The sequence below is a fragment of the Spirosoma oryzae genome (assembly GCF_003002825.1).
Taxonomy (GTDB): domain Bacteria; phylum Bacteroidota; class Bacteroidia; order Cytophagales; family Spirosomataceae; genus Spirosoma; species Spirosoma oryzae.
The window spans coordinates 168,422-180,938 of the sequence record NZ_PVTE01000008.1; the positions used below are offsets into that span (position 1 = coordinate 168,422).

The 12,517-nt window shown below is 57.2% G+C and carries 8 protein-coding genes; 7 read left to right on the forward strand and 1 reads right to left on the reverse strand.

Annotated features, from left to right (window positions below):
- Positions 1–3: 3 nt before the first annotated feature.
- Genes CLV58_RS11365 through CLV58_RS11385 form a run of 5 tightly spaced genes read left to right on the forward strand, consistent with a single transcriptional unit; the run spans position 4 to position 7,875 of the window.
- The gene (locus CLV58_RS11365; RefSeq protein WP_106137932.1) at positions 4–1,377 is read left to right on the forward strand and encodes a sensor histidine kinase; all 1,374 of its coding nucleotides are present in this window, start codon (positions 4–6) and stop codon (positions 1,375–1,377) included.
- A 47-nt stretch (positions 1,378–1,424) separates the two neighbouring features.
- Positions 1,425–3,548 carry a cellulose biosynthesis cyclic di-GMP-binding regulatory protein BcsB gene (locus CLV58_RS11370; protein ID WP_106137933.1) on the forward strand — a complete coding sequence of 708 codons (2,124 nt, stop codon included), beginning with the start codon at positions 1,425–1,427 and terminating at the stop codon, positions 3,546–3,548.
- A 2-nt stretch (positions 3,549–3,550) separates the two neighbouring features.
- Positions 3,551–4,420, forward strand: coding sequence for a hypothetical protein (locus tag CLV58_RS11375; RefSeq protein ID WP_106137934.1), 870 nt, complete (start codon positions 3,551–3,553; stop codon positions 4,418–4,420).
- Positions 4,421–4,423: 3 nt separating this feature from the next.
- Positions 4,424–6,283, forward strand: a complete 1,860-nt coding sequence (locus CLV58_RS11380) for a glycosyltransferase (protein WP_106137935.1) — start codon at positions 4,424–4,426, stop codon at positions 6,281–6,283.
- A complete protein-coding gene (locus tag CLV58_RS11385; protein ID WP_106137936.1) occupies positions 6,280–7,875 on the forward strand; it encodes a hypothetical protein in 1,596 nt (531 codons plus the stop codon). Before CLV58_RS11380 ends, CLV58_RS11385 begins: the two co-directional genes overlap by 4 nt.
- Positions 7,876–7,889: 14 nt before the next feature.
- Here CLV58_RS11385 and CLV58_RS11390 read toward each other — a convergent pair whose 3' ends face one another.
- Entirely contained in the window at positions 7,890–8,684 is a 795-nt protein-coding gene (locus CLV58_RS11390) for an NUDIX hydrolase (RefSeq protein ID WP_106138007.1), read from the reverse strand.
- Positions 8,685–8,775: 91 nt separating this feature from the next.
- Here CLV58_RS11390 and CLV58_RS11395 point away from each other — a divergent pair, with 91 nt between their 5' ends.
- Together CLV58_RS11395 and CLV58_RS11400 are read left to right on the forward strand one after the other, a co-directional pair.
- Complete coding sequence (locus CLV58_RS11395) at positions 8,776–11,535, forward strand: PQQ-dependent sugar dehydrogenase (protein ID WP_170108684.1); 2,760 nt, start codon at positions 8,776–8,778, stop codon at positions 11,533–11,535.
- A 76-nt stretch (positions 11,536–11,611) separates the two neighbouring features.
- Positions 11,612–12,463: a ThuA domain-containing protein gene (locus CLV58_RS11400; RefSeq protein WP_106137937.1), complete on the forward strand. Its 852-nt coding sequence runs from the start codon at positions 11,612–11,614 to the stop codon at positions 12,461–12,463.
- The last annotated feature ends 54 nt before the right edge of the window (positions 12,464–12,517 follow it).

Consider the following 12,517-nt stretch of genomic DNA (forward strand, 5'->3'; position numbering starts at 1 on the left):
CTTATGAATGCCGTAGCGTCATCTGTCAGACCACCGGTTATTTCGTCCGCTGAACTAAGTCGGGAGGTCAGCCATCAGGCGTCCTACGGTACAACGACGATCGTATGGGTGTTTCTGTCGGTCTACCCGTTCTTCTCTATTTTCGATTATGTTTTTGCCGAGACGCTGTGGCAGCCCTTTTTGCTGATCCGTCTTATAATAGTCCTGCTGGTGTACATGACGTACCGCGTGGGGCGGGCGTATAACTGGTCGTACCGATGGCCCCTGCACCTGATTCTGGCCAGTGTATCACTGACGTACGCGCTGCTTTGTAACCTGGTCGATTTCGGCGCGATCAGCACTTATTTCCTGACACTATCGGCCATTTTTCTGCTTATCAATGCCACCGTGTACTGGAAGGCGTTCAACTCGTATCTGCACGCAGCCTTCGCCATTGTCGTCCAGTTACTCTGCTTTTATCTGGTGAATCAGCGCTACCCGATCCTGACGTTTTTTCAGGAAGGCGGCATCGTATTTATGGTTATCGCGATCTGTTCGGCTTACATTCCACGGGCACGCTTTCTATCGCTCGGACGGGAAATCCGGCTACAACTGACCGCCCAGCATACCAACGACAAACTACAGGATCTCAACGAGGAACTGATTGGCAAAAACCAATTGATCCTGGATAAAAACGCGCAGCTCAAACGGCTCAACGATCAGAAAAACGACTTTATCTCCATTGCCGGTCACGACCTGAAAAACCTGGTCGGCACGATTCGCCTGTCGGTGGGTGAACTACAGGCCGAAGGCGCTGCGATGAGTCCGGATCAGCAGGAGTATATCGGCTTTATTTCGGATGCGTCGGGGCGTATTCAGTACCTGCTCAACAAGCTGCTCGACGTCAAAGAAATCGAAGGCACCGAAATCGCCTTTACCTACGAACAGGTCGATCTGAACCGAATCATCAACCGCATTGCCAACGACCTGACAGATGCGGCCACTCGAAAAGATATTCAGCTGCTGCTGAACATGCTGCCCACCAGCATCATCGTGCAGGTCGATCAGGTATTTGCCCGGCAGATTTTCGAGAACCTGATTGCCAATGCCATTCGGTTCTCGCAGCCCGCCAATACGCTTACGCTGCATACCGATGCCACCGACACCCGCTTCGTCTTTGAGTTGATCGACCAGGGACAGACCATCGGACAGGCGCAGATGGATCGGTTATTCAACAAGCTCGATGAGTTATCGCACACGACCGTCAGTTCACCCGACCGCGCCGGTCTGGGTCTGTCGATTGCCCTCCGACTGACGGAAGCCATGCACGGAACACTGACCTACGCCAGCAATCCACGCATCGGCAACCGCTACCGGGTCGAGTTTCCATTGGCCTAGCCATCAGCCCATACGCTCCTGCTTATTCAACTAGTTACCCCTTACCTATGTCGCTCGTTACTCCTTCCTGGCACCGAATCTGGCTATTCCCCCTGCTGGGTGCTATACTGCAACCGGCCATCGGCAAGCCCGTACCCGCCCGCCGACCCGTTCAACTGATTCGTTCGAACTGGACAATAGCCAAACCGGCCAATCTAACGGCGGTGGCAGCACGCCCGACGCCCGCACCGGCCGTTTCACCCGCGCGGGTGACGTTTGCCGAAGCCGGCTACGCCGATCAGTCGTTGCAGGGGTTGAGCAGTACGGCTACCTACTATCTGCGGATTCCACCCACGGGCACGCTGCAAAACGGACAGCTCACGCTGCTCCTGACGCCGTCGCAGGCGCTGCTGCTCAACAAATCGTCGGTTACGATACAGGTGAATGGTCAGCCGGCACTCAGCCTGAACCTGAATCAGTTGACACCCAATAGCCCGATCTCCGTACCGCTGTCGTCCGCCAGTCAGCAGGCGGGTTCTCCGTTCGTGCAGGTCGACGTAAAGACGCAACTGGCCATCAGCGATGATCGCTGCAAAGACCTCGAAAATCCGGCGTTATGGCTCAAGGTCGGGCAAGCGTCGTCGGTTACCTACCAGGTCGCAGCCAACGCGGGTAAGCGCCTGAACCTGTCGAACTGCCTGCCGACCAAAACGGCCATCGTTTATCCGGCCACGGCCAGCCCTGTCGACATTCGGCTGGTCAGTGCCTTATACAGCCGCCTGAGTGAGCTACGGCCCGGCACCGTCGGTCTGTTTCCGGCCAGCCAGGCCCCCGACTCCCTGCGCAACCTGATCGTCGTCGGTGAACTGACCAACTTACCCGCCCGCTACCGTTCCCTGTTGACCCGGCAACCGCAACCCCACCAGGGTTTGTTTGTCCTGAAAGCCGCTACGCCCCAGCAGCCGGAAGTGCTGTTTGTGACGGGCAGCGGACAGGACGGCTACGCCAAAACGGTCGACGCCGTGAGCAACTCGACTATTCTGGCGTCGGCATTCGGTGACTTCCTGACAATCAACGAAGCCCGGCAGGAACAACTGGATCGTCCGCAGTCGGACCGGCTGACGCTGGCGCAGCTGGGTGGGCAACCGACGATGATGCAGGGAATCGGCTCGCTGCGGCAGTTATACAGCTTCCGGCTCAGCGACTTCAGTAAACAGCCCAATGAAATCGAAACGCACCTTGAAGCCCGCTACAGCGGTTTACAGGCCGGCGACCGGGGTTACCTGAATCTGTACATCAACGACGTACTGTTCAGCAGTACCGCCCTCGACAAATCAGGGCTGATTTCGGTGTCGCCGAACGTAAAACGATACCTGCTCAAGCCGTTCAACACGGTGCAGGCGGAGTTTCGCTTCTTCCCCGGCACGAATGTTTGCCAGAACAGCTTCACCAGCTTCTTCGCCCAGGTCGACGTGCAGCGGTCGTATGTCTACAGTGCCTCGGCGTACTCGTCCGAAACGCTTAGCTTCCTGCAATATCCCGGCGCGTTCCAGAGCAAACCGCTGGCGGTCGTCGTGAGCAAATCACAGCTGACACAGGCGGTTCCGGGCGTCTGCGAACTGGTACGGCAACTGAACCAGCGCCCGGCGAAGACGCTCACGATTCCATCGGTCTACGCATCGGACAGCTACAAAGCCTCGACCGACGAAAACCTGCTCGCCATTCTCGACCGCAATGATCCGCTATGGGCTCGGCTGTCGAAAGCCCCGGTGCAGTTCGACCGCGATTTCCGGCTGTACGGCGACGACCGCAGTAAGCCGCTCTTTGCCGTTTCCGACTCGGTCTCGTGTGGCGTAGCCCAGATTTTCCGGGAAGGCGATCAGTCGGTACTGCTGCTGTCGCTGAACGGAACCGCAGCCGCCGGAACGCTGCAAAACACCGCCCGCCACCTGACCGATCAGTTGTCGAATCAGGCCAGTAACGTACTGATTGCCGCCGGCCCGAACCGGTACGTCTTCAACCTGACCGAAGATAATGCCAGCATCGACTACTACGACCGGACCGACTACGCCCGCGACTGGTGGGGTCGGTACAACCTCTACATCCTCGGTGGCCTGCTGGTGCTGATTCTGCTGGCTTTCCTGTATGTGCGCTCGAAAGTAAACGTATCACGGGCCCTTTTCGAGAACTAACCATGCGTCATCTGCTCAGTTTGCTACTGCTGGTCAGCAGCGTCGCGGGATATGCCGGGCCACGGTCGGCCGGGCCACGATCGGCCGGGCCGCGCTCGGCATGGCCGCAACAGAAACACCGGTTTATGTTCGTGCCGGGCGTCTACTACTACCGGGCGACGAGCTACTGGGGGCCCGACCGCGCGGTGCAAGCCTTCGGCGACAATGGTCGATTTCAGTCGGTCAACGTCCGGTTGTATGGGGAGTATGGCCTGTCGGATCGGCTGACGCTGGTGGGTACGTTGCCCTTCGCCACGAATCAGTACAAAAGCGAGCAACAGACCATCCATAACAGCGGCCTGACGGACCTCGAAGTCGGGCTGCGGTATAACCTGCTCAATGTCGATAACCGGCGCTATCTGTCGGTGCAGGCGCAGGCGATTGCCCCGTTGTACCAGAATGCCAGCCGGATACCGTATCTGGGCTACGCGAGTAGCGGGGCCGAGCTGAAACTGCTGTACGCGGGTAGTCTGAAGCTGAACAACCGGGACGCGTATTTCAACACCGAAGCCGGGTTTCGACGCTTTTTCCGTGTTGGTCCCCGCCCGGTCGATCAGGTATCGCTGCTGGCGACGATGGGCTGGTACGTGTCTCCCAAGAACGTGCTGATCGGCGAACTGAGCGGACTGATTTCGTACAGCAGTCTGTTCCGCGAACTCAACCCGGTCAACCCGACGGTCAACACGGATTTTCGCTTTGCCAAAGCGACGCTGGGCTATGGTCGTCAACTCGGCACGGGCACCTGGTTGTATGCCAATGCGTATGGCGATGTCTACGGGCAGAACGTGGGCATCGGACGCGGCTTCTCACTCACTTCCGTTATCCGCTTCTAAGGCATGCAGGCAACCCGCACAACGCCATACACCAGTATCGACTGGCTGTTTACGGCCGGACTGCTGAAGCAGGAACAGGTGTTCAGACTCCGTCGGTTTCAATGCGAAACCGGCTTCGCGCCGGTCAAGATTCTGCTCAACTTCGGCTACCTCTCGCGCAAGCAGTACGAACGCGTGCTGGCGACGAACGGCCACACGCTGGTAGCGATTCGGGAGGAAGCCTATACCATGGACGTGGTCAGTCAGCTCGATCTGCGCGTGGCCGACCGCTTTCTGGGCATGCCGCTGCGCATCGAAAACGGGCACGTCGTGGTGGCGATGGCCGACCCAACCGACGAAACGTACATCGCGCTCGTTCGCGATACATTCAACCTGCCGCTAACCATTCTGCCCGCGTCGGACCTCGACATTATCTGGCTGAGCCATAAGTTGCTGGGCGAACCGTACGTCAAGAAAGCCGTCTTCGACCTGGTGCAGCGCGACCCGGAAAGCTCGGCGCTGGTAACGTTTACCAACAGTCAGTTGGTCGTCATTTTCAGCCTGATCGCCGTCGTCGTCACCCTGCTCTGCCTGAATTTCGTCGATACGTCAATCACGATCAACGTGCTGATGAGTACGTTCTTTCTGATTTCGATCGGCTTCAAGCTGTTTCTGGCCCTGGTCGGTTCGCGGTTCGAGTTGTTTCAGGCCGTTACGAAAGAGGAAGTCGCGCAGGTACGCAACGAGGACTTACCGGTCTACACCATTCAGTTGCCGGTTTACAAGGAAGACAAGCTGATTCGGAAACTGATCTGGAACCTGCAGAACCTCGACTATCCCAGTGAAAAACTGGACATCAAACTGCTAATCGAGGAAGACGATGACAAGACGCTCAATGCCGTCCGGGCACTTGATTTTCCGGCCAATTTCGAGGTAATCGTGGTTCCCTTCCACATGCCGAAGACCAAGCCCAAAGCCTGTAACTACGGCCTGCATTTTTCGCGCGGGGAGTTCCTGACCATCTACGACGCCGAAGATATACCCGACGCCGATCAGCTTAAAAAGACGGTCTTTCTGTTCAACAAGCTGCCCAAGAAGTTTATCTGCCTGCAAGGGGCACTGAACTACTTCAACCGCAACGAGAACATGCTCACACGGATGTTCACGCTCGAATACAGCTACTGGTTCGACTACATGCTGCCGGGCCTGGGAACGCTCGACATTCCCATTCCGCTGGGTGGTACGAGCAATCATTTCAAGCTCGATATCCTGCGCGAACTGGGCGGCTGGGACCCGTTCAACGTTACTGAAGATGCCGATCTGGGCGTGCGCGCCTTTGCCAAAGGCTATAAGGTGGCCATCGTCAACTCGACCACTTACGAGGAAGCCAATAACGAACCGTTCAACTGGATTCGGCAGCGGTCGCGGTGGATCAAAGGGTACATGCAGACGTACCTCGTTCACATGCGCAACCCGCGTCGACTGGTGCAGAAGATCGGCTGGAAAGGCTTTATCGGCTTTAACTTCTTTATCGGCGCGACGTCGATGACCTTTCTGCTGTACCCGATCCTACTGGCCTTTTTTCTGGCTTACCTCGTGTTCGATCTGAAAGCCATCCGCCCGCTTTTCCCCGACTGGGTGCTGTACATCTCGACCTTCAACCTGATCGCGGGGAATATGCTGATGATTTATATCAACATGCTGGCCGTGTTCAAGCGCCGGTTCTACGAACTAATCTGGTTTGCCCTGCTCAATCCGGTATACTGGCTCATGCACTCGATTGCGGCTTATAAAGGACTCTGGCAGTTGATTACCAAACCGTTCTACTGGGAAAAAACCAACCACGGCCTGAGCAAAACCAACGCCGTAACCGCCAAATCATGACCGCGTACTCCCAGCGTCCGCTGCTCGGGGCAACCCTGCTGCTCGCGGCCTATTACGTCTTACTGGCACTCAATGGGCAACGGCTGGGCTTTCACACGCCCGAAGCCTTGTTTCTGAGCGAAAAGTCGCTGATTATCTGGCAGGGTGTGGGCGACAAGGTAGCCGTGCTGGGGCTTACGTTTCCGGTCGTTCCGTTTTTTGTCAGCCTGCCGTTCTGTGCGTTGTTTCCGCTGGCGGGGCCGGTCATCGCGTCGTCGCTGGGGATGGCGCTGCTCTTCTTTCTGATTCTCGACGATCAGCGACGGCTGACCATGCCCCTACTGGTTCAGGTCGGTACGGCGCTGTCGTTTGTGGCGCATCCGGGGCTACTGTTTTCAGCAACGTCGGGGCAGGGTACCTATACCGTACTGCTGTTCGGCTACCTGTTTTTTCGCAGCCTGCTGACGTACTACCAGTCGAACACAACCTATCACGTATCGATGGCCAGCCTGTTTCTATTGGGACTGGTATTCAGCGAAGTCGACTTCAGCTGGCTGTGTCTGTTTCTGCTGCCGCTCGTGCTGTTCATTTCGTTGCAAAGCCTGTCGCTGCGGGGTGAAGACACCTTATCGCGGCTGGGACTGGCGTTCAACAACGTCTCGCTTCGCCGTAAGCTGATCAACAAATCGCTGGCGCTGGTCATTCTGTTGTTTATGCTGCCGCTGGCCAGCCTGTTCATTTTCAGTCTGCTCAACAGCGTGTATGCCGGCGATCCGCAGTACTTTCTCGATAACCCGTATGCCAATGCCAGTGTCGTAACGAGTCAACTATTTCGCCAGCAATTTGCCAACTATACCGCCGATCTCGTACAAACGGATACGTCGGTGCTTATCTCGATCCGACGGCTGCTCTATGCCCCGTTGATCCTACTAAGTCTGCTCAGCGTTCGCGGACGCTCTTACCAGTTACTGACCCTGCTTAGCCCACTGTTGCTGGTGGAGTTTCTGCACGTGAAAGACCCGTCGGTACCGACGCAGATTGAATTTTACCAGATTTTTCTGGTGCTCGGCTGGGCGGGCCTGACCGTTATTCCGGTGCCCCGGCTACGGGCGGTGAACGGATTGGCCTTTACACTGCTACTCGTTCAGATCGGCGTCAGTGGCTTTCGACTGCTCAATTCGTCATACCCCATCGAACGCTCCTTCCTGCGCGACGTGCTGGTGCTAAACCCCAGCCGACAACCGGAAGCGCCTGACGACGACAAACTCGTTCAGTTTGTCCGGCAACTGCCAGAAACCACCCGCATCCTGACCGACGACGCGACGGCCTATTCGTTCATTGCCCGCACCGAACGGGTTCGTCCGTTTCTGCTTGCCTATCAGCAGAGCTACCTGTCGGCCTACGACAATCCGGCGCCTTTCGTCCAATACATTCTGGCCCACAACACGGCCAACGATCCGCAAGCCCAGTTTTCCATGACCAACACCCGGTACGTCGATGCCATTCAGCGCCGGACGGGCCGACGTCTGTCACTGGTCATGAAAAGCACCGACTGGTCGATCTACGCGCTCACGCCCAACCGCACGGCAGCCGCTTCGCTAGCGGCCAAATAACACATGCTGGCGTATCAGCCAATCCAGAAGTCTTCGCTGTCGAGCAGTTGCTCGTACCGTTCCCTGTTGAAGCGATACAGATACGGTGCTTTGCTGGACGGAATCGTCGGGCGTTTGTCGAGCCGGTCCAGCACGTTGTAGTTCATCAGCTGCTTGTAGAAGTTGCGTCGGTCCAGACTACGCCCCAGAATGGTTTCGTACAGGCGTTGCAGTTCCGACATGGTAAACGAGTCGGGCAGCAGGTTATAGCCGATTGGCTGATAGCTCAGTTGCCGACGCAGGGTTTTGAGCGCCATCCGAATCATGGCGTTATGATCGAACAATAACTGGGGCACCTGATCGATGTCCCACCAGCGGCACTCGTCGGTCAGCAGGTCGGGCGTCGGGCTAACCTGCGTGTAGTCGACCAGCGCGTAGAAGCCGACCGACACGTCGCGGTGGTTTTTCAGGGCGCTGTCGCCCTCCAGCAGTCGAGCCGCCATCTCCTTCATTCCCAGCCGGGACAGGGTTTCGTGCCAGGAAAAATAAGTCAGCCGGTTCAGGTTGCCGAAGGTGTGAAACTGCTGTAGAAACAGGCGGTCCAGTCCCGTCCGCTCCCGCAGCGACCGATAGGCCGCATCGTCCAGATTCTCCCGGTTTCCCACGCGCCCGCCCGGCAGCAGCCAGTCTTCCGACTCCTTGAAGCGCAGCAGCAATACCTTTAGCTGCCCTTCGTGAAAGCCAAAAATCACCAGATCGAGCGACACCGACGGCAGAAAGTTAACCAGATGATCATCGACCCACCGTTGTACTACTTCACTGAAATTCATAACAAAAAATAGTTTGTGCGTCATTAATACACACAGAAAATTCGTAGTATTGCGTCAAATGTACGCACACAAAAACAAGTTCGCTGAGTAAATGAAACCAACTCGTTTACTATATCGCCCGTATCAAGTCGCCATCGGTTTGTCCGTAGCAGCCATTGGGTTATGGGCCTACACCGCCGGTCCGATTCAACCAGCCGATACGACCCGCCCCGACGAGAATCGGTTCACCAAAGTGGTGTTAGCCGAAAAGCTGAACGAACCGCTCGAAATGACCATACTGCCCGACGAGCGTGTATTGCTCGTGGAGCGACACGGAGCCGTTCGCCTGTATTCGCCAGCTACCCGACAGTTGCAAACGATTGCCACCATCCCCGTCAGCACGAAATATACCGACAAAGAGGGTAACGTGACGGAAGCGGAAGATGGGTTGCTTGGCGTCAACATCGACCCGAATTTCGCGCAGAACCATTGGGTTTACCTGTATTACTCCGACCCCGACGCTCCCCGCAACGTACTCACCCGCTACGAACTGCGGGGCGATGAACTGGTACTGTCGTCGAAAAAAGTCGTACTCGACGTGCCTACGCAGCGCGAACAGTGCTGCCATACCGGCGGCTCGATCGACTGGGACCGGGCGGGGAATCTGTACCTGTCTACCGGCGACAACACCAGCCCCCGCGCCACCCTGTACGCACCGATCGACGAGCGGGACGGCCGCAGTCCGTGGGATGCGCAGAAATCGTCGGGCAACACCAACGACCTGCGGGGCAAGATTCTGCGGATTCATCCCGAAGCCGACGGTACCTACACCATCCCCGACGGCAACCTGTTCGCCAGGGGTACCCCCAAAACCCGGCCGGAAATTTACACCATGGGGCACCGGAACCCCTACCGCATTGCCGTCGACAAACATACGGGCAACCTGTACTGGGGTGATGTCGGCCCCGACGCGGGTACGGATTCAGCAGGCGTCGGGCCGATGGCCGAAGATGAGTACAACGTAGCACAGCGGCCCGGCAACTTCGGCTGGCCGTATTTCGTCGGTACCAACAAAGCGTACAACGACGTCGACTTCGCAACGAATACCAAAGGCGCACCGTTTGATCCGGCGCACCCAGTCAACGATTCGCCCAACAACACTGGTCTGCGCGATCTTCCCCCCGCCCAGCCGGCGCTGATTTCGTACCCGGCTTCGGAAAGCAAAAAATTCCCGATCATGGGCTCGGGTGGACGCAGCGCCATGGCCGGTCCGACGTACTACAAAGCCGACTTTACCGGAGCGAAACGGTCGTTCCCGGATTACTACGACGGCAAGGTCTTCTTCTACGAATGGATGCGCGACATGATTCTGGCGGTCACCATCAACGACAAGGGCGAGCAAACGGGCATCGAACGATTCCTGCCGAACATGCCGTTCAGCCATCCGATCGATATGGCGTTCGGCCCGAACGGTGACCTGTACGTGCTGGAATACGGCACGGGCTGGTTTGTCCAGAACGATGATTCGCGGCTGGTCCGGATCGAGTACAATGCCGGTAACCGCAAACCGATGGTGCAGGCGACGGCCAGTCAGACAGCCGGGGCCGTGCCGATGAAGGTAGCCTTTTCGTCGGCCGGCACTAAGGACTTCGACGGCGACGCGCTGACCTACGAGTGGAAAGTGTACAACAAAGCGGGCGGTCAGCCAACCGTTCTGACCGGGGCCAACCCCAACTTTACGTTCCAGAAAGCTGGACAGTACAAAGCGGTGCTGACCGTGAAAGACGACAAAGGCATGAGCGACACCCGCGACATAGCGCTTGTCGCAGGCAACCAGCCGCCGGTCGTAACGCTCACGACTACGAACCGGAATACGTCGTTTTATTTTCCCGGCCAGCCGGTAGCGTATCAAGTCAGCGTCGCCGATAAGGAAGATGGCAGCCTGGCATCGGGTAAGATTATGCCGAAGCAGGTACAGGTGCGTAGCCTGTATCAGCAGGCCGGTGCCAGCCCGGACGCGGGCCACCAGTTTGCCGAAACCAGCTACCTGGGTACCGGCAAAACGCTGATTGACGGCAGCGACTGCAAAGGCTGCCATTTCACAGACAAGAAGTCGATTGGTCCCGCTTTCGTTGATGTAAGCAAACGCTACAAAGGTGATCCGAATGCCGTGGCCAGTCTGTCCGGCAAAATAATCAAAGGGGGCGGTGGTGTCTGGGGTGATGCCATCATGACGGCGCACCCGCAGCTGAGTACGTCGGATGCGCAGGAAATGGTCAAGTACATTCTGACGCTGGCCAACAAGCCCGCCGTCGCGCCGTCGCTCCCAATAAAAGGAACGATTACGCCTGGCAAAGACGAAACCGGCAGTCTGGTGCTGCGGGCGTCGTATAAGGACAAAGGGGCAAACGGGTTACCGGCCCAAACGACCGAGCAGACGCTGCTGCTACGCAATCCGACCCTACTCATGGGTGGCAGCGACAGTCAGTCGAAAGGCGTCATGCTGTACAAAATGGGACAAGTACCCGTCGCGATCGTCATGGCATCGGGCACCTACGTGCAATTCAACAAACTCGACCTGACCGGTATCAAGGCGATGGAATTTGCCGTGTCCGTTCCGAAACAGCAGCTACAGGCCGTCGGTGGGCGGATCGAGGTCCGGCTGGATTCCCCAACGGGCCAGCTACTAGGGCAAACCGACGAGTTGCTTCCCGTCGAGGCCAAAAATGCGGCCGACGTATTCAAGCCCGCCACCACGACCGCCACGCTGACGCCCGCAACCGGTGTACACGATCTGTATTTCGTCTTCAAAAACGAAAAGGCAGGTAAAGCTCCGCTCTTCGTCCCCGTTACGGCTCGTTTGCTCAATTGATCGTCGTTTCCGTCACTCTCCGTGCCGACCAGCCCTTCTGGCGCTGATCGGCACGGCTTCTTCCCCATTCATTCTTGTGAAAAAAGTCCTGAAAATCGTTTTCTGGAGCCTGTTGGGTATCGTCGTGTTCCTGTTTGCAGCCGGTAGCCTATTCGTCTACAAAGTCAAAAATGGCTTCCCGGTCAGCTACGAAACCGACCGGCCAGCGATCAACTTCCCCGCCGACAAACCCGCGATCCTGCTGTTCTCGAAGACGACCGGTTTTCGGCATGGCGAGTCGATCGACGCGTCGAAATCGGTGTTCCGACAACTGGCGCAGCGCAACGGCTGGTTTGTCTACGAAACTGAAGAAGGCGGGGTTTTCAATCCCGATCAGCTGAAGCAGTTCAAGGCCGTTGTCTTCGATAATTCGACCGGGCGGGTGTTGAACGATGAGCAGCAGCAGGCCCTCAGCCAATACGTCGAAGCGGGCGGGGCGCTGGTGGGTATTCACGGTTCCGGCGACGATTCGCACCATTGGCCCTGGTACCAGACCAACCTGATCGGCACTACCTTTTCCCATCATCCGCTTAACCCGCAACTGCAACAGGCCAAGGTGCAGGTCGACGCCAACGTCGATTCGACGCTGACAGATCAGTTACCGGCCTCGTGGACGCACACGGATGAATGGTACGTTTTCCTGACCCAGCCCAAGGGCGTTCGGGTGGTGTCGCACATCGACGGTGACAAGATCATCCCCAACGGCAACATGCTATTTATCAACGGCAAAAACTTCGGCATGGGCAAGTACCACCCGGTAGCTTGGTACCGGACGGTCGGTCAGGGCAAAACGTTTTACACATCGATGGGCCACAGTGCTGCTGTCTGGCAGGATACCCACTTTGTCCGGCTGTTGGAAAATGCCCTGCGCTGGACATTGACCAACTGATTCGCTAGCTTACAAGCCATTTCTCATATACGTTTCCCCTTAACCAGTTACCCG

What these genes read in the sequence shown, in the direction of transcription:
- CLV58_RS11365 (WP_106137932.1), top strand. Translation starts at nt 4, where the DNA reads ATGAATGCCGTAGCGTCATCTGTCAGACCACCGGTTATTTCGTCCGCT.
- CLV58_RS11370 (WP_106137933.1), top strand. Translation starts at nt 1,425, where the DNA reads ATGTCGCTCGTTACTCCTTCCTGGCACCGAATCTGGCTATTCCCCCTG.
- CLV58_RS11375 (WP_106137934.1), top strand. Translation starts at nt 3,551, where the DNA reads ATGCGTCATCTGCTCAGTTTGCTACTGCTGGTCAGCAGCGTCGCGGGA.
- CLV58_RS11380 (WP_106137935.1), top strand. Translation starts at nt 4,424, where the DNA reads ATGCAGGCAACCCGCACAACGCCATACACCAGTATCGACTGGCTGTTT.
- CLV58_RS11385 (WP_106137936.1), top strand. Translation starts at nt 6,280, where the DNA reads ATGACCGCGTACTCCCAGCGTCCGCTGCTCGGGGCAACCCTGCTGCTC.
- CLV58_RS11390 (WP_106138007.1), bottom strand. Translation starts at nt 8,684, where the DNA reads ATGAATTTCAGTGAAGTAGTACAACGGTGGGTCGATGATCATCTGGTT.
- CLV58_RS11395 (WP_170108684.1), top strand. Translation starts at nt 8,776, where the DNA reads ATGAAACCAACTCGTTTACTATATCGCCCGTATCAAGTCGCCATCGGT.